This window comes from Stenotrophomonas sp. NY11291 (genome assembly GCF_023277365.1).
GTDB classification, from domain to species: Bacteria; Pseudomonadota; Gammaproteobacteria; order Xanthomonadales; family Xanthomonadaceae; genus Stenotrophomonas; species Stenotrophomonas geniculata.
This window is the reverse complement of record NZ_CP096975.1, coordinates 1284338-1300967: the sequence shown is the minus strand read 5'-3', so window position 1 is coordinate 1300967 and position 16630 is coordinate 1284338. Positions and strand designations below refer to the sequence as shown.

At 66.0% G+C, this 16630-nt stretch carries 12 protein-coding genes; 7 read left to right on the top strand and 5 right to left on the bottom strand.

What is annotated here, in order from left to right; all coding sequences use genetic code 11:
• The first annotated feature begins 16 nt into the window (after positions 1–16).
• Positions 17–499, top strand: coding sequence for a hypothetical protein (locus M1L61_RS06065; RefSeq protein WP_010483381.1), 483 nt, complete (start codon positions 17–19; stop codon positions 497–499).
• A gap of 120 nt (positions 500–619) precedes the next feature.
• Here the strand turns inward: M1L61_RS06065 and M1L61_RS06060 are convergent, their stop codons facing one another.
• The 3 genes from M1L61_RS06060 to M1L61_RS06050 form a co-directional block, all read right to left on the bottom strand.
• Complete coding sequence (locus tag M1L61_RS06060) at positions 620–1849, bottom strand: DUF819 family protein (protein WP_029550672.1); 1230 nt, start codon at positions 1847–1849, stop codon at positions 620–622.
• 141 nt (positions 1850–1990) lie between these two features.
• On the bottom strand, positions 1991–4069 hold the full coding sequence (locus tag M1L61_RS06055) for a S9 family peptidase (RefSeq protein ID WP_010483385.1): 2079 nt from the start codon (positions 4067–4069) through the stop codon (positions 1991–1993).
• 233 nt (positions 4070–4302) lie between these two features.
• A complete protein-coding gene (locus tag M1L61_RS06050; protein ID WP_010483387.1) occupies positions 4303–6267 on the bottom strand; it encodes an oligopeptide transporter, OPT family in 1965 nt (654 codons plus the stop codon).
• 200 nt (positions 6268–6467) lie between these two features.
• Here M1L61_RS06050 and M1L61_RS06045 point away from each other — a divergent pair, with 200 nt between their 5' ends.
• Positions 6468–7616: a heparan-alpha-glucosaminide N-acetyltransferase domain-containing protein gene (locus tag M1L61_RS06045; RefSeq protein ID WP_043396768.1), complete on the top strand. Its 1149-nt coding sequence runs from the start codon at positions 6468–6470 to the stop codon at positions 7614–7616.
• Between the two features lie 97 nt (positions 7617–7713).
• Positions 7714–9468 (top strand): oligopeptide:H+ symporter, encoded by a 1755-nt coding sequence (locus tag M1L61_RS06040; protein ID WP_019336990.1) that lies wholly within the window; start codon positions 7714–7716, stop codon positions 9466–9468.
• Positions 9469–9525: 57 nt separating this feature from the next.
• Here the strand turns inward: M1L61_RS06040 and M1L61_RS06035 are convergent, their stop codons facing one another.
• Complete coding sequence (locus M1L61_RS06035) at positions 9526–11508, bottom strand: S9 family peptidase (RefSeq protein ID WP_191850865.1); 1983 nt, start codon at positions 11506–11508, stop codon at positions 9526–9528.
• A 167-nt stretch (positions 11509–11675) separates the two neighbouring features.
• Entirely contained in the window at positions 11676–12311 is a 636-nt protein-coding gene (locus M1L61_RS06030) for a LysE family transporter (RefSeq protein WP_005408523.1), read from the bottom strand.
• Between the two features lie 138 nt (positions 12312–12449).
• Between M1L61_RS06030 and M1L61_RS06025 the strand changes: the two genes are divergently transcribed.
• The 4 genes from M1L61_RS06025 (at position 12450) to mqo (ending at position 16482) form a co-directional block, all read left to right on the top strand.
• On the top strand, positions 12450–13355 hold the full coding sequence (locus tag M1L61_RS06025; protein WP_006424060.1) for a LysR family transcriptional regulator ArgP: 906 nt from the start codon (positions 12450–12452) through the stop codon (positions 13353–13355).
• 158 nt (positions 13356–13513) lie between these two features.
• Positions 13514–13948, top strand: a complete 435-nt coding sequence (locus M1L61_RS06020; protein ID WP_019336988.1) for a hypothetical protein — start codon at positions 13514–13516, stop codon at positions 13946–13948.
• A gap of 200 nt (positions 13949–14148) precedes the next feature.
• The gene (locus M1L61_RS06015) at positions 14149–14595 is read left to right on the top strand and encodes a GNAT family N-acetyltransferase (RefSeq protein ID WP_019336987.1); all 447 of its coding nucleotides are present in this window, start codon (positions 14149–14151) and stop codon (positions 14593–14595) included.
• A 192-nt stretch (positions 14596–14787) separates the two neighbouring features.
• Complete coding sequence (gene mqo, locus M1L61_RS06010; RefSeq protein ID WP_197653806.1) at positions 14788–16482, top strand: malate dehydrogenase (quinone); 1695 nt, start codon at positions 14788–14790, stop codon at positions 16480–16482.
• The last annotated feature ends 148 nt before the right edge of the window (positions 16483–16630 follow it).

The window sequence follows — 16630 nt, the reverse complement described above, 5'->3', positions numbered from 1 at the left end:
GGGCTGCCCGAACCGCATGACCGATACGACAACCGCCGTGGACATCACCTGCGTGGGCGACATCGCCTTCGCCGATGCGCAGCGCCTGCTCGCCGCGCATGGCCTGCGGCTGCACCACGTCGCGGCCGGTGAACCGATTCCCGGCAGCTACTGGGGCGAGCCCGAGGCCGGCATCATCGCCAGCAACGTGTATGTGCGCGACGACACTCCCGTACACTCGATGCTGCACGAAGCCTGCCACCTGATCGTGCTGCCGCCGGAGCGGCGTGCGCAGGTGCATACCGACGCCACCGACTCGGTGGCCGAGGAAGATGCCACCTGCTACCTGCAGATCGTGCTGGCCGGGCAGCTGCCGGGTGTTGGCACTGCGCGGTTGATGGCCGACATGGATGCCTGGGGGTATACGTATCGGCTGGGATCCACCAAGGCGTGGTTTGAACAGGACGCCGAGGATGCGCGGGCGTGGTTGATCGAACGCGGGTTGCTGCAGGCGGCGTAACCGCCATCCACGCATGGCGTGGATCTACTGTAGAGCCGAGCCCATGCTCGGCTGCTCTTCGCTGTTACGAGCGCGAATGCAAAGCCAAAAGCAGCCGAGCATGGGCTCGGCTCTACAGGATCAACCCTGCCCGGCCAGCGCGCGCAGGGTAATACCGACGATGTAGGCCAGGTACGTGCCGGTCGCATAGCCCATCGTGCCCAGCAGCACGCCCACCGGCGCCAGCGCCGGATGGAACGCGGCCGCCACTACCGGCGCCGAGGCCGGGCCACCGATGTTCGATTGCGAACCGATCGCGAAATAGAAGAACGGCACCTTCAGCAGCTTGCCCAGGCACCACAGCAGCACGATGTGCACGGCAATCCAGATCAGGCCGAGCAGGAACAGCCACGGGCGATCCAGCAGCGCCAGCAGATCCATCTGCATGCCGATGCAGGCGATCAGGAAATACAGCAGCAGCGAGCCCAGCCGCGAGGCGCCCGCCCCTTCCAGGGTACGTGCACGGGTGAAGCTCAGGCTCAGGCCCAGCGAGGTCGACAGCACCACCACCCACACGAACGGCGCATCCAGGCTGAACTGCGAAGCCCAGCTGACGTTGGCCTTGAACCACGCCGCCAGCGGCGCGCCGATGGCGTGCGACAGGCCCACGCCACCGAAGGCCACCGCCACGATCAGCATCAGGTCGGTAAGGCTGGGAATGCGCTCGTGCTCGGCCTGGAAGCGCGCGATGCGCTCCTTCAGTTCATCGATGGCCGAAGTATCGGCGCCGCTGCGTGCATCAATCTTCGCGGCGCGCCCGGCCAGGAAGATCAGTGCCGCCATCCATACATAGCCCACGCCGACATCGACCACCGCGAACTGGCCGAAGGTGGTGGCGTTGACGTCGAACACTTCGCGCATCGCCAGCATGTTGGCACCGCCGCCGATCCAGCTGCCCGCCAGGGCGGCCATGCCGGCCCAGGTGTCACCGGCCACGGTTTCCGGATGCACCGCGCGCATCAACAGGAACGCCACCACCGCGCCGAGCATGATGCTGGCCGACGCGCCCAGGTACATCAGCACCAGCTTCGGGCCCAGCCGCAGGATGCCCTTGATGTCCACCGCCAGCGTCAGCAGGATCAGCGCCGCCGGCAGCAGGATGTCGCGTGCGATCGGGTTGTAGAGCTTGGTGTTCTGGCCATCGATGAGGCCGACGGTATTGTAGATGCCGGGAATCAGGTAGCACAGCAGCAGCGCCGGCACGAACGTGTAGAAGCGCTTCCACAGGCCCTGCTCGCGCGAGGCGGTCCAGAACACGGCGCCGAGGGTGGCGGCGATCAAGCCGAAGACGACGATGTCGTTCTGGATCATGCAGGGGCTCTTGTAGAGCCGAGCCATGCTCGGCTGCTGTTGGCGAAGGTGTGCCGACCAACGGTCGGCACCCACCGGCGGGAACATCGGCACCCACCGTCGAAAACAAAAGCGCCGCCCCGAAGGGCGGCGCTGCAGTCATCAGTTGCCGATGTGCTGCTTCAGCCAGGCATTGACGGTGTCATGCCACAGGATGCTGTTGTTCGGCTTCAACACCCAGTGGTTCTCGTCCGGGAAGTACAGGAACTTCGATTCGATGCCCTGGCGCTGTGCAGCGGTGAACGCAGCCAGGCCCTGCTCGACCGGAATGCGGAAGTCCTGCTGGCCGTGGATGACCAGGATCGGTTTCTTCCAGTCCGCCACGTGGTTGACCGGGTTGAACTTCTCGTAGTTCGCGGCCTTCTGGTACGGGGTACCGCCCTGCTCCCACTCGGTGAACCACAGCTCTTCGGTGGCGTAGCCCATCATGCGCTGGTCGAACACGCCGTCATGGTTGACCAGGCACTTGAACGGGCTGTTCCAGTTGCCGGCGATCCAGTTGACCATGAAGCCACCGTAGCTCGCGCCCAGCGCACAGGCCTTGTCACCGTTGAGGAAGGAATACTTCTTCAGCGCCGCGTCCCAGCCCTTCTGCAGGTCTTCCAGCGGGCGGTCGCCCCAGTGCTGGCTGATCGCATCGGTGAAGGCCTGGCCATAGCCGGTGGAACCGTGGAAATCGATCATCACCACCGCGTAGCCCTGGCCCGCGTAGGTCTGCGGGTTCCAGCGGTAGCTCCAGCCGTTGCCGAAGCTGCCCTGCGGACCGCCGTGGATCAGGAACGCGACCGGGTACGACTTGCCTTCCTGGTAGTTGTGCGGCTTGACCACGTAGCCGTGCACGGTGTCGTTGTTCCAGCCCTTGAACTCGAACTGTTCGTAGTCACCGAAGGTCACGTCCTTCAGTACGTCGCCAGCAGCCGGGGTCAGCGCGCGCAGTTCGCCGATGGCTTCGCCCGCGGCCGGCAGCAGGCCGACCAGTACCTGGTCGTTGCTCTTCAGGCTGTTGCGGGTGATGGCCACGCTGTTGCCGGCCACGTCGACAGCAGTAACGCTGCCATCGCCAATCAGCTTGGTGGCCTTGCCGCTGGCCACGTCGATCTGGAACAGCGGGTGTTCGCCGAGGTCATCGGCAGTGGTGTAGATGCTGGCACCGTCGGCGGACAGGGCGATGCCGCCAGCCGAACGATCCCACTGCGGGGCGATCTCGCGCGTCTTGCCGCTGGCAACGTCCATCGCCATCAGGCCAAAGCGATCGGCTTCGAAGCCCGGGCGCTTCATCGCACGGTAGAACAGGGTTTTGCCGTCGGCGCTGAACACCGGGCCGGCATCCCAGGCCGGGTTGGACGCGGTCAGGTTGACCGGTGCCTGCTTGCCCGCGGCGTCGAAGCGGTACAGGTCGAAGTTGGTCGACCACGGCTCCTGCTTGCCGGCCACACGGATGCTGGCCACCACGCTGGCACCATCCGGCGACCACGCGAAATCATCGTTGCCACCGAACGGCTTGGACGGCGCGTCGCCATCGATGGTCGCGCTCAGTGCAGAAGCGCCCTTGACCGCGCCGGCCTTGGCCGACGGCAGCGGCGCCACGAACAGGGTATTGCGGCGGCCGTCGTTCCAGGTATCCCAGTGGCGCACGAACAGCGAATCGAAGACCTTGCCGCTGGCCTTGGCGCCGGCCACGTCCTTCAGCTTCTTCTCGGTGCACGCCAGATCCGAGGCGCAGGCCTGGAACACGCCGGCGCTGAACAACACGCGGTCGTCCTGCGGCGACACGTGGTAGCTGTCCACGTCCACCGGGAAGTCGGTCAGCTGGCGCGGAGCACCGCCGCTGATCGGCTGCGCGTACAGCTGCTGGCTGCCGTTCTTGGCGCTGAGGAAGTACACGGTCTGGCCATCGGCCGACAGTGAAGCGGAATTGACACTCCAGCCAGCCGGGGTGATCTGCTTCGGCGGCGCCGCATCGCGGGTGCGCAGGTTGCGTGCGAACAGCGCGGTGGAGGCCTTCAGGTTGGCGTCGACGCTGCGCTTGGCGAACACCACGGTGCCGCCGTCAGCGGTCAGTACCGGCGCGGAGACGCGGTCCATGGCCACCATGTCGCGGACTTCCAGGCCACGGGCAGCGGCAACGCTGGGCAGGGCGGCCAGCAGGCTCAGTGGCAGCAGGGCATGACGCAGTTTCATCGGGGTCTCCGCAGGACGGCAAAAAACCGATGTTAGGCCCGTGCGGCCGGGGCTGCCAAGGCCATCGGTCATGCCTGTGGGCGGGCAATCGCCAGAAACAGCAAACCGCGCCGTAGCGCGGTTTGTGGGGACACGGGGGGCGGATCCGATTCCGGCGGAATCGGCTCTGACCCCAGACGCTGTCAGCGTGGGGTCAGAGCCCTTCCCTCCGGGAAGGGATCCGACCCCCTGCATTACGCCTTGGCGTACTTGCCAGTGCGGTAGATCAGCCAGCCGACCAGGAACAGCACGGCCAGGCCGATCCACTGTGCGCCCGGGAGGTGGAACGGCACGGCCAGCACGTCTGCGCGGCTGCTGACCACGATCGGAATCGCGATGGCGATGCCCATCAGCGCCTCGCCGGTGATCAGGCCGGCAGCGAACAGCACGCCCGGCTTGTGCACGCGGTCGCGGCCTTCTTCGTCATCGGCGCGCACCTTGTGGAAGCGCTCCACCAGGTGGGCAATCAGGCCACCGAGGAAGATCGGCACCATCAGTTCCAGCGGCAGGTAGATACCGATGGCGGCGGCCAGCACCGGCACGCGGAAGCGTGCGTTGCGCGACTTCAGCCAGCTGTCGAAGGCGATGATGGCGGCGCCGACCACGGCACCGATGCCGATGAAGGTCCACGGCAGTTCGCCACCGAACAGGCCCTTGGCCACCGAGGCCATCAGGTTGGCCTGCGGTGCAGCCAGCGCGTTCGGGTGCAGCTCGGACTTCACGCCGATGCCGTAGGCGGTAGCCAGCAGGTTCAGCACCGGGGCCATGATCAGTGCGCACGAGAACGCACCGATGCCCAGCATCAACTGCTGCTTCCACGGGGTGGCGCCGACGATGTAGCCGGCCTTGAGGTCCTGCAGGTTGTCACCGCCGACCGCCGCAGCGCAGCACACCACCGCGCCGATCATGATCGCAGCCACCGCACCCAGCGGCGCACCGCCGGCACCGACCGGCTTGAGGCCATCGGCGCCCAGCAGCACCACCAGCACGGCCGAGGCGAACAGGATGGTGGAGATGGTGATGCCCGAGACCGGGTTGTTGGACGAACCGATCAGGCCGGCCAGGTAGGCCGAGACCGACACGAACAGGAAGCCGGCGACGATCATGATGAGGGTCATCGGGATCGACACGTGCCACTGGCCGACGATGGCCTGGTACAGGGCCAGCAGCGGCAGCACGAAGACCACCAGGGCCACCAGCATCCACTTCATCGGCAGGTCGCGCTCGGTGTGCGCCAGCACCGGGCCGCCGCTCTTGCGGGCGGCGGCAAAGCCGCTCTTGACGCCGTTGAGCAGCGACTTGCGCAGCGAGATCAGGGTCCAGATACCACCGATCAGCATCGCGCCGACACCCAGGTAGCGCATCTTCGCACCCCAGATGGCAAACGCGGCTTCGGTGGACGAAGCGGTGGCGACCGACGCGGCCAGTGCCGGATCGGTGTTCATGAAGAACGCCTGGTAGATCGGAATGGCGATGTGCCAGGTCAGGATCGAGCCGGACACCACCACGATGCCGACGTTGAGGCCGACGATGTAGCCCACGCCCAGCAGTGCCGGCGACAGGTTGGTGCCGATGAAGGCGGTGACCTTGGAGCTGCCGACGTAGGCCGAAGTGGCCCAGGCATCGGGAATCAGGCGCATGCCGCTTTCCGCGGCCAGCTTGACGAAGGCACCGATCACCGCCGACAGGCCGAGGATCTTCAGGCCCGGGCCCGGGTTCTCACCGGCCTTGAGCACTTCGGCCGCGGCCTTGCCTTCCGGGAACGGAAGCGGGTCTTCGACGATCATCGAACGGCGCAGCGGCACCGAGAACAGCACACCCAGCAGGCCGCCAAGGCCGGCGATGCCCAGCACCCACCAGTACTTGAAGTCCGGCCAGTAGCCCATGATCACCAGCGCCGGAATGGTGAAGATCACACCGGCGGCGATCGACGAGCCGGCCGAAGCGCCGGTCTGCACGATGTTGTTTTCAAGGATGGAGCCACCGCCCAGCAGGCGCAGCACGCCCATGGAAATCACCGCGGCGGGAATGGCGGTGGCGATGGTCAGGCCTGCGAACAGACCGAGGTAGGCGTTTGCGGCCGACAGCACCACCGCCAGCACGATGGCCAGGGCCACTGCGCGGAAGGTGAGCTGCTTGGGCGCAGCGTCGTGGTTCATGGAAGCCCCTGCTGGCAAAAAATCCCTGCCACGCTAGCGTTCAGGACAGATCAAGTCCAGCGTGCCAAAGGATGGGGGCGTGTGCTGCAGCGCAATGGGCCAGTACGTGGACCGGCAATCGACCGACCCGGCAAAGTCCGGTTGGGCACACAGCAAATGATATGTTATATCTTAATGCTACCTTGTTGTTACTGCATCGCATGCCCCCTTCCCCCTCCCCTCGCCTGGCCTCCATCGACCAGCTGCGCGGCACCGTGATGCTGTTGATGTTGCTGGACCACGTGCGCGAGACCTTCTTCCTGCAGCACCAGGTGAGCGACCCGATGGACGCGGCGACGGTCTCCCCTGCGCTGTTCGCCTGCCGTCTGCTGGCCCACCTGTGTGCGCCCGTGTTCGTCCTGTTGACCGGTCTTTCGGCCTGGCTGTACGGCCAGCGCCAGGCGGATCCGCGCCGGGCCACGTCCGCCTTCCTGCTCAAGCGCGGCCTGTTCCTGGTCGTGCTGGAACTGACCCTGGTGAACTTCGCCTGGACCTTCCAGCTGCCACCGGACACGCTGTACCTGCAGGTGATCTGGGCCATCGGCCTGAGCATGATCGCGCTGGGCGGCCTGTTGTGGCTGCCCCGTCCCGTCCTGCTGGTGGCCGCAGTCGCGGTGGTGGCCGGGCACAACCTGTTCGACAGCGTACGGCTGCAGGGCAATGGCCTGCTGCCGGTGCTGTGGAAAGTGCTGCATCAGCGCGACTGGATCGAGGCCGGTGCGCTGCGCCTGCGCACGTCCTATCCGCTGCTGCCCTGGATCGGGGTGATTGCGCTGGGCTACCTGATGGGGCCGTGGTTCGGTCGCGAGCGCGCGCCAGAGCAGCGCCAGCGATGGCTGCTGTGGGCAGGCATCGGCGCGCTGGCCCTGTTCGCACTGCTGCGATTCGCCAACCAGTACGGGGATGCACCGTGGCAGTACCAAAGCAGCACGCTGCGCACATGGATGAGCGTGTTCAACATCACCAAGTACCCGCCGTCGCTGCAGTTCCTGCTGTTGACCCTGGGCGTGGGGCTGTTGCTGCTGCGCCTGTACGAATGGCCGCCACTGGCGCGCGCACTGCGCCCGCTGGCCGATATCGGCGCCGCGCCGATGTTCTTCTACCTGCTGCACCTGTATGTGCTGAAGGGGCTGTACCTGGCCGCGCTGGCGATCGGGGGACCGACGCACGGTGACCTGTACGCCCTGGATTCGGTGGCCGGCCTGCTGCTGGTGGCCTGTGCGCTGGCGGTGGTGCTGTACCCGCCGACGCGGGCGTTCGCGCGGTTCAAGGCGCGAAGGCGTGACCTGGCTTGGCTGCGCTACCTTTGAGCGGTAGCGCCGGGCCATGCCCGGCGCAGCGTAATGCCGCCAGGCATGGCCCGGCGCTACCCGGTGCGTGCCTGCGGCACGCGCCTATAATTCCGCGATGAATTCCACCGCTATCGCTTCCGACGATTTCCTGGGCCACCCCAAGGGCGTCTACGTCTGCTTCTTCACCGAAATGTGGGAGCGCTTCTCCTTCTACGGCATGAAGGCGCTGCTGCTGCTGTACCTGACCAAATACCACCTGTTCGGCGACAAGGCCGGCCTGGACCTGCTCGGTGCCTACGGCGGCCTGGTGTACTGCATCCCGGTATTCGGCGGCATGCTGGCCGACCGCTGGCTGGGCATGCGCCGGGCGGTGCTGTTCGGCGGTATCCTGCTGGTGCTCGGCCACCTTGGCATGGCCTTCGAAGGCCACGCCGCGTACCGGGTGAACGGCGAAGTGGTGCGCGACACCTCGGCACTGGCGGTGACCTACCTGTCGCTGGCACTGATCATCATGGGCGTCGGCTTCCTCAAGCCGAACATCTCCACCATCGTCGGCAAGCTGTACGCCAAGGACGATCCGCGCCGCGATTCGGGCTTCTCGCTGTTCTACGCCGGCATCAACCTCGGCGCGCTGTTCTCCTCGCTGGTGTGCGGCTTCCTCGGCGAGGCCTATGGCTGGAAGTACGGTTTCGGAGCAGCCGGTATCGGCATGCTGGCCGGCCTGGCGATGTTCCTGTGGGGCCAGAAGTACCTGCAGGGCCATGCCGAACCGCCGCAACCGGCGGCACTGAAGCAGAAGGTGCTGGGCCTGCCGCGCGAATGGCTCATCTATCTGTGCGCGGTGCTCGGTGTGCTGCCGGTGGCGTGGCTGATGTGGGCCGCCGGCAATGGCGCATTCGCGCTGGGCGGTGAAATCAGCCTGGCGCTGATGCTGATGCTGGTGGTGCTGGGCGGCGTGCTGGTCTGGTTCGCCTGGTTCACCGGCAGCAAGTGCACGCCGGTGCAGCGCCAGCAGATGATCGCGCTGATGGTGCTGATCTTCATGGCGCTGGTGTTCTTCACGATGTACGAGCAGTCCTACGGCTCGTGGGTGACCTTCACCGACCGCCTGCTGACCAAGGACATCGTGCCCTCGCTGGTGATCACCGGCGGTACCCCGCTGCCATGGTCGATCATCTCGCTGCTGCTGGCACCGCTGGGCTTCGTGGTCAGCGCGCGCCTGTCCGAGCGGCGCCCCGGTTCGGCTGCGCCGCGCACGTTCTTCGCCGCCATCGTCGTGCTGATGCTGGTGCTGCTGGTGCGCGACTGCCTGGTGATCCCGCAGACCGCCGGCTCGCTGACCTATCTGGGCGGCCTGTTCCTGGTGCTGCTGGCACCGGCCTTCGCCGCACTGTGGACGTGGATGGACCGCCGCGGCTGGGAACCGGGCAAGCCGGTCAAATCGGCCTGGGGTCTGGTGATCGGCGCGCTGTCGTTCGTGCCGCTGGCACTGGCCGCACAGCAGGTCGGCGCTACCGGCGAGATGGCCAGTGTGTGGTGGCTGGTGCTGGCCTACTTCCTGCTGGCCAGTGGCGAGATGTGCTTGTCGCCGGTCGGCCTGTCGGCGGTCACCCAGTTGGCCGTGCCGCGGGTGATGAGCCTGATGATGGGCACCTGGTTCCTGGCCACCGCCTTCTCGGAAACGCTGGCCGCGCTGTTCGGCAAGCTGGCCGCGATCGAGGTGCCAGAAGGCGAATCGCTGGACATGGTGGCCGCCGCCGGCGCCTATGCGCACCTGTTCTGGCTGCTGATGTGGATCGGCCTGGGCTGTGCGCTGGCCGCCTTCATTGCCGCGCCGCTGCTGAAGAAGATGATGCACGGGGTCAAGTAAGCCCGCTGCAGGCAAAATCCGGGGCGGCGGATCGATCATCCGCCGCCCCCGGCTTGTTCAGGGCGCGCTGCTCTTTTCCGCAGGCGCGGCCTGCGCGGCCACCTGTCCCCCCAGGCTGCGCGAGAGGAAGGCCAGCAACCTGCTGTAGTACGTGCGTTGATTGGCAGGAGAATAGAAACCATGCCCTTCGTTCTTGACGAACAGGGTTTCCACCGGCGAGCCGGCCTTCTTCAACGCAGCTTCCATGCGTTCACTGTGCACGATCGGCGCACGCTGGTCCTGGCCCCCCGCGGCCAGGAATACCGGCACCCGCACCTGCGCGGCCAGATTCACCGGGGAACGCTCTGCCAGATCCTTGGGCGACCCCAGCCAGTTGCGCAGATAGGCCAGGCCTGACTCATCACTCTGGATGTCTCCACGGGCGTACATCAACGGCAGGTCGTAGATGCCGACGTAGCCTGCCGCGCACTGGTAGAGGCCCGGTTCGCGCACCGCCCCCATCATTGCCGCATAGGCACCGTAACTGGCCCCGTAGATGCAGATGCGGTTCTTGTCGGCCACGCCCTGTTCGATCGCCCAGCGCGTGGCATCGGTGACGTCATCCTGCATCGACAGTCCCCATTGCTTGCGCGCGGCCTGCATGTGGGCCCGGCCATAACCGGAAGAGCCGCGGAAATTCACCTGCAATACCGCGTAACCTGCCGCCGCCAGCATCTGCGCCTCGGCGTCATAGGCGCCGTCGTCGGCAACACCGATCGGACCTCCGTGCGGCACCACCACCATCGGCAGCGCACGGGCCTCGCGGCCGTGCGGGACGGTAAGGAAGCCATGCAGCGGACGCCCATCGCGCGCCTTCAGGCTGATCGGACGCACCTCCGCCGCCAGCGCGGGGTCGATCCAGTCGCTGCGGCTTATCAGGTGCCGTGCACTCTTGCCAACCGTGTCATAGAGATAGAAATCGCCCGGATTGCTGCCTGACCAGGTTTCCACCAGCACCGTCCTGCCATCGCGCGTGCTGGAGGTGATGTAGGCCGCTCCGCCCAGGCCCGCTTCGAGGCTGCGGTAAAGGCGGGCTTCGTTCGAGGCGTCATCGAAGAATGCCGTTCGCGGCGCACTGCCAAGGAACAGTGCCCCGACCGGCACGCGGCTGCCGGGGCGCCGGATGATGCGCGCCGGGTCGGCGCTCTCATCGCGCAGCACGGTGCGTCGTTCATTGCTCTGGGGGTCCCAGCTGACAATGGCATCGGGTCCGTCTGCCTGCTCGACCTGCAGGTACGCCAGGCGACCGTCGGCCGAGAAGCCGAGGGGCAGCTCGATGCGCTTGCTCAGGGATTCATCGTTGAGCAGGATCCAGTCGCTGTTGCTGCCTGTGCGGTAGTAGAGCTTCTGCGTGCCATCGGTAACGACAGCGCGCGCGAAACGCACCTCACCCTGCTCATCGATCGTGAAGTCCGCATCGGGGATGGGAGCCCGTGCCACCGCGTTGCGGCGACCGGTGATCACATCCATGCGCTCGACCTGGGCATGCGAACTGCCGACCAGCGGGATCACCGTCACCAGTGCGTTGCGATCGTCATCCTTGAGTTCGTCGCTGAGGTACGCGGCCACCAGGCCTGCCGGTTTGACCTTGATGTTGGTGCCCAGGCTCTGGTCGGCAACCCGGTAACCCACCAGCAGCTCGCCGCCCTTGCCGTTGGCATTGATACCGAACAGTTCGCCGGTCGGCGTCGGCCGGTCCAGCACGCCGAACTTCTGTGCCATGCCCACCAGCAGTCGCTCGTTGCTGACCCAGTCGAAGGTGTGGGCGTGATCGTTGCGGGGCGGGCGGAAGCTGCCGACCATCTTCATGTCGGCAATGCGATAGATCGCCAAGGCGGTTCCCGCCTCCAGCGGAACCGTCGCGGCGATGTACTCGCCCCCCGGCGAAATCTTGATGTCGGTAAACGACTCCTGCCGCAGATAGCGATCCAGGTCCAGCGCTGCGGCCGATGCCCCACCCACAACCGCTCCCAACAGTACAGCCAGCACAATCCTGCGCATCCTTCCCCCATGGAAAACCGGACACCCTGTCCGGATGCACGATTCTAGGCACGTGACCGATTGCCGCGCCACATCGGCAGAAAAAACGACGGCACCGTTGCCGGTGCCGTCGTTACCACTACCTTGGAGAGAGAGTCAGGACGTGGGTTCGGGGGGCGTGCGCCGGGTCAGTGGACCCCGCGCACCGCCAACGTGAGGGCCAGGATGCTGAGGATCACGGCAATGGTGCCGTCGAGCACGCGCCAGGTACTGGGCTTGGTGAACAGCGGCGCCAGCAGGCGTGCACCCAGGCCCTGCGCGGTCAACCACAGGCAGCTGGCGGTGACCACGCCAGCGGCGAAGGCCATGCGGGCGTTGCCGAAGTTCTCGGCGATCGAACCGATCACCATCATGTCCAGCCAGAAGTGCGGGTTGATCAGCGAGAAGCCGACCGCGGCCATCAGCACCGCGCGGCGGCTGCCGTCGTCACTGTCGGCCTCGCCCATGCCACCGCCACCGGCGATCGCACGGCGTGCCGACTTCATTGCGTACCAGGCCAGGAACGCGACACCCGTCCACAGCACGGCGGTGGTCAGCCACGGCAGTGCCGAGGTGAGCGTGCGCAGGCCGGCCACGCTGGCGAAGATGAAGATCGCATCGATGGCCGCACAGGTGGCAACCACCGGCACGATGTGCTTGCGCAGGATGCCCTGACGCAGAATGAAGGCGCTCTGGGCCCCGACCACGGCGAACAGGCCGATGCCGGTAGCTGCACCAGAGAACCAGGCACCGAGGCCGGTGCTGGCGGAGATGACCGAGAACATGGGATTCACTGCCTTTACTTGCTTGGGGGAACGGTGCCTCGCGAAGGCGGACAGCACCGGAACGGGCGCCATTGTCGCGCCGCAACATGAAAAAGACGAGCTAAACTTCCTAAACCAACATTAGCGGAACTTAATTCGATGCGTATCGACCATGCCCAGCTGCGCGCCCTGGCCGCGGTGATCCGCGAAGGCAGCTTCGACCGCGCCGCACAGTCGTTGAATGTCACGCCCTCGGCCATCTCGCAGCGGGTCAAGGCGCTGGAGGACCGGGTCGGCCGCCTGCTGGTCAAGCGCGGCACTCCGGCCACCGCCACCGCCGAGGGCCAGGTGCTGGTGCAGTTGGCCGAGCAGACCGCCCTGCTCGAGCACGATGCCCTGCACCGTATGGGTTTGGCCGACGAGGACCTGCCCCAGGCAAGCATCCCGGTGGCGGTGAACCACGACAGCCTGGAGACCTGGTTCCCGCAGGCCGCCTCACAGTTCGCGCAAAGCACCGGCACCACGCTGGACCTGCGCGTGGAAGACCAGGACCACACCGTGGAGCTGCTGCGCCAGGGCACGGTGCTGGGCGCGGTGACCACGCTGGACGAGCCGGTGCAGGGCTGCCAGATCCACGCGCTGGGCAGCATCCGCTACGCAGCGACCTGTACCCCCGAGTTCCGCGAGCGCCATTTCGCCAAGGGCGTAACCGCGCAGGCGCTGGCGCAGGCCCCGGTGCTGGTATTCAACCGCAAGGACGAAATGCAGTCGCGCTTCGCCCGGCGCATGGCCGGCGACGACCTGCCCAGCACCGCGCCGACCTGGTGGATTCCGTCCACCCGCGCCTTCGTGCAGGCCAACCTGGGCGGCATGGGCTGGACCATGAACCCCCTGCCGCTGGTGAAGCGCCATCTGGACGCCGGGCGCCTGGTCTACGTGCGCCAGCGCGCGTGGGAAGACGTGCCGCTGTACTGGCAGCACTGGAAGGGCGACGTGCAGACCATGGCGCTACTGACCCGCGCGGTGCTGGATGCCTCCTCCGCGCTGATCCGGCGCAAGCGCTGAGCTGGCCTCCCAGGGGATGTAGATCTTGGTCGGCACCTGCTTTCGGCTCACGCGGCCAAAATTCGAGGCAATTGCGACACCGAATAGCGCAATTGCCAGCCGACAGATGCACTTGTTTTACGTAGGCTGGAAAGCTTGCCAATTGTGAGTCAAACCGAATGGAACTTCCTGACGAAATCTATGAGCGGGTCACTGACCTCTCAGAGCAGGGAAACGTCCTCATGGATGCCGATGACCATGCTGGCGCGACTCGGTGTTGGCTGCAGGCTTTAGAAGCGTTGCCAGCTCCTGCCAAGGATTGGGAGGCCTACACGTGGCTCTGTGCTTCACTTGGAGACGCGAGCTTTCTTTCCGGTGACGTAGTGACCGCCCTGAAGTACTTCATGGATGCATTGAATGGTCCGGACGGGCATGCCAATCCCTTCATCCTGTATCGCGTTGGCCAATGCAACGAACTTCTGGGGCAGCGGGATCGGGCCCTTGAGTACCTGCTCAGGGCGTATGCATTGGATGGCGAGGACATATTCGACGCTGACGATGAAGGTGGGAGGTACCTTGCCTTGCTGCGACAGGAGGGCCTCACTGCGCCCTAATACCACCAGGGCAGGTAAGCGTTGGGAATGCATCGCTTGATAGTCGGGAGTTGTCGAGCCCGGGCCATGGAGAAGTGGGGTCGAAAGCGACTTAGTCCCCTCCGTCCCCTTTTTGCTCCATCCAATCTCCACGCAACCTCCACACCGGGTCCATGCGTGATGCGGATACTGGTCGGCCGATCACTGCAAGGATGCCCTGCATGCCTGTATTCGTCCGCGATGCGCGCCCCGAAGATGCCGCCGCCTGCATCGACCTGCGCGGGCGCACCCGCGAGAACGCCTTCAGTGCCGCCCAACTGGCGGAACTGGGCATCACCGAGGACAGCTGGGCCGCCGGCATCGCCCAAGGCGATTCGATCGGCCGCGTCGCCTGGGAGGGCGAGCGCATGGCCGGTTACTGCTTCGCCGACCGCGACAGCGGCGAGGTGCTGGTGCTGGCCCTGCTGCCGGACTACGAAGGCCGCGGCATCGGCCGCCAACTGCTGCAGGACGTGGTGAGCCTGACCCGCGATGCCGGCCACCGGCGGCTGTTCCTGGCCTGCTCGGCCGACCCGCGATCGCGCTCGCACGGCTTCTACCGCCGCCTGGGCTGGCGCCCGACCGGCGAGATCGACGACGCCGGAGACGAGATTCTGGAGCTGGTCTGATTGAAGGCGTCGCCAGGCATGACCTGGCGCTATGGGTGACGGGCCGCGAAAGGCCGGATGCTGCGTTGCATCAAAAAAGGACCGGAACCGGTTAGAATCGCGCCAGGATGTTGCAAGGCGTTGTTTCTTCACGCCCTTTCCCTGCTTCATGCGCATCCTGACCTCCTCCCCTCCGCCAACGATCCCGCCCCCATGAAGAAATTTGGCAAGGCCCTGCTCGCCCTGCTCGTGCTGCTGTTGCTGGCCGCCGCGCTGTTCCTGTACTGGCCGCTGACCCAGCGCTCGGTGCCCGCCGCCAGCAACGACAAGCCCGTCGACGTTGTGCTGGTCGGCGCCGGCATCATGAGCATCACCCTGGCCACCTACCTGCAGGAACTGCAGCCGGACTGGAACATCCAGGTCTACGAACGCCTCGACGGCGTCGCCGGTGAAAGCTCCGATGGCTGGAACAACGCCGGCACCGGCCACTCGGCGTTCGCCGAACTGAACTACACCCCGGAACTGCCCGACGGCAGCATCGAGACCAAGCGCGCGGTCGGCATCGCCGAATCGTTCGAGGTCTCGCGCCAGTTCTGGTCGCACCAGGTCAAGCAAGGCCGGCTGAGCCAGCCCAGCGACTTCATCAACCCGACCCCGCACATGAGCTTCGTCTGGGGCGATGACAACATCGCCTACCTGCACAAGCGCCAGCAGGCCCTGGTGAAGAATCCGCTGTTCTACGGCATGCAGTACTCGGAAGATCCGGCGCAGATCAAGCAGTGGGCCCCGCTGCTGATGGAAGGCCGTGACCCGAAGCAGAAGGTTGCCGCGACCTGGATGCCGCTCGGCACCGACGTCAACTTCGGTGTGATCACCCGCCAGCTGACCACCGGCCTGCAGCGCAGCCCGAACTTCAACCTGCACCTCAACCACGAAGTGAGCGCGCTGCGGCAGAACGCCGACAAGAGCTGGAACGTGACGGTGAAGGACCTCAAGGCCGGCACCGAATCCACCACCCACGCCCGCTTCGTGTTCATCGGTGCCGGTGGCGCCGCGCTCAAGCTGCTGCAGATGTCCGGCATTCCGGAATCGAAGGACTACGCCGGCTTCCCGGTCGGTGGCCAGTTCCTCGCCTTCCAGGGCCAGGACGTGACCTCGCGCCATGGCGTGAAGGCCTACGGCATGGCCGAGACCGGTTCGCCGCCGATGTCGGTGCCGCACCTGGATGCGCGCAAGCTGGACGGCAAGCCGGTGGTGCTGTTCGGGCCGTTCGCGCTGTACAGCACCAAGTTCCTCAAGCACGGCTCGTGGTGGGACCTGTATTCCTCGGTCACCCACAACAACGTCGGCCCGATGCTGGAAGTGGGCAAGGACAACCTGGACCTGGTGCAGTACCTGATGGGCCAGGCACGCCTGAACGATGCCGACCGCCAGGCCGAGCTGGTCAAGTACTTCCCCAATGCCAAGCCGGGTGACTGGAAGCTGGTCACCGCCGGCCAGCGCGTGCAGATCATCAAGCGCGATCCGCTGAAGGGCCCGGTGCTGCAGTTCGGTACCGAGATCGTGACCGACAAGGACCACACCCTCGCGGCCCTGCTCGGCGCCTCGCCGGGTGCGTCGACCTCGCCGCCGATCATGCTGGACCTGATGGCCAAGGCCTTCCCGGACCAGATGAAGGCCGGTTGGGAAGCGCGCCTGCGCGAGATCGTGCCGTCGTACGGGCGTAAGCTCAACGACAGCGCCGCGCTGGTCAACGAGATCCGCACGCTGACCAGCCAGACCCTGCACCTTCCCTACCTGGAAGTGCCGGTGGATGCCAACGCGGCAGCACCTGCACCGGCCGCAATTCCGGCTCCGGCGCCGGCCAAGGAAAAGCGAAACGCCAACGAGGAACTGCAGGCGCTGTAAGCCTGCGCGTTCCTTGCGATGCAGACGGACGGCCACCTTCGGGTGGCCGTTCGTTTTTTGGGGCGGCTCCCTGCTGTAGAGCCGAGCCCATGCTCGGCTCCAGCAAAAAAGCAGCCGAGCATGGGCTCGGCTCTACAGAAGGCGATGC

Bases quoted from the DNA above. Each gene is read 5' to 3' on its own strand.
- M1L61_RS06030 (WP_005408523.1), bottom strand. From the start codon at position 12,311: ATGTTCTCGGTCATCTCCGCCAGCACCGGCCTCGGTGCCTGGTTCTCT.
- M1L61_RS06065 (WP_010483381.1), top strand. From the start codon at position 17: ATGACCGATACGACAACCGCCGTGGACATCACCTGCGTGGGCGACATC.
- M1L61_RS06015 (WP_019336987.1), top strand. From the start codon at position 14,149: ATGCCTGTATTCGTCCGCGATGCGCGCCCCGAAGATGCCGCCGCCTGC.
- M1L61_RS06020 (WP_019336988.1), top strand. From the start codon at position 13,514: ATGGAACTTCCTGACGAAATCTATGAGCGGGTCACTGACCTCTCAGAG.
- M1L61_RS06055 (WP_010483385.1), bottom strand. From the start codon at position 4,069: ATGAAACTGCGTCATGCCCTGCTGCCACTGAGCCTGCTGGCCGCCCTG.
- M1L61_RS06050 (WP_010483387.1), bottom strand. From the start codon at position 6,267: ATGAACCACGACGCTGCGCCCAAGCAGCTCACCTTCCGCGCAGTGGCC.
- M1L61_RS06060 (WP_029550672.1), bottom strand. From the start codon at position 1,849: ATGATCCAGAACGACATCGTCGTCTTCGGCTTGATCGCCGCCACCCTC.
- M1L61_RS06040 (WP_019336990.1), top strand. From the start codon at position 7,714: ATGAATTCCACCGCTATCGCTTCCGACGATTTCCTGGGCCACCCCAAG.
- M1L61_RS06045 (WP_043396768.1), top strand. From the start codon at position 6,468: ATGCCCCCTTCCCCCTCCCCTCGCCTGGCCTCCATCGACCAGCTGCGC.
- M1L61_RS06025 (WP_006424060.1), top strand. From the start codon at position 12,450: ATGCGTATCGACCATGCCCAGCTGCGCGCCCTGGCCGCGGTGATCCGC.
- M1L61_RS06035 (WP_191850865.1), bottom strand. From the start codon at position 11,508: ATGCGCAGGATTGTGCTGGCTGTACTGTTGGGAGCGGTTGTGGGTGGG.
- mqo (WP_197653806.1), top strand. From the start codon at position 14,788: ATGAAGAAATTTGGCAAGGCCCTGCTCGCCCTGCTCGTGCTGCTGTTG.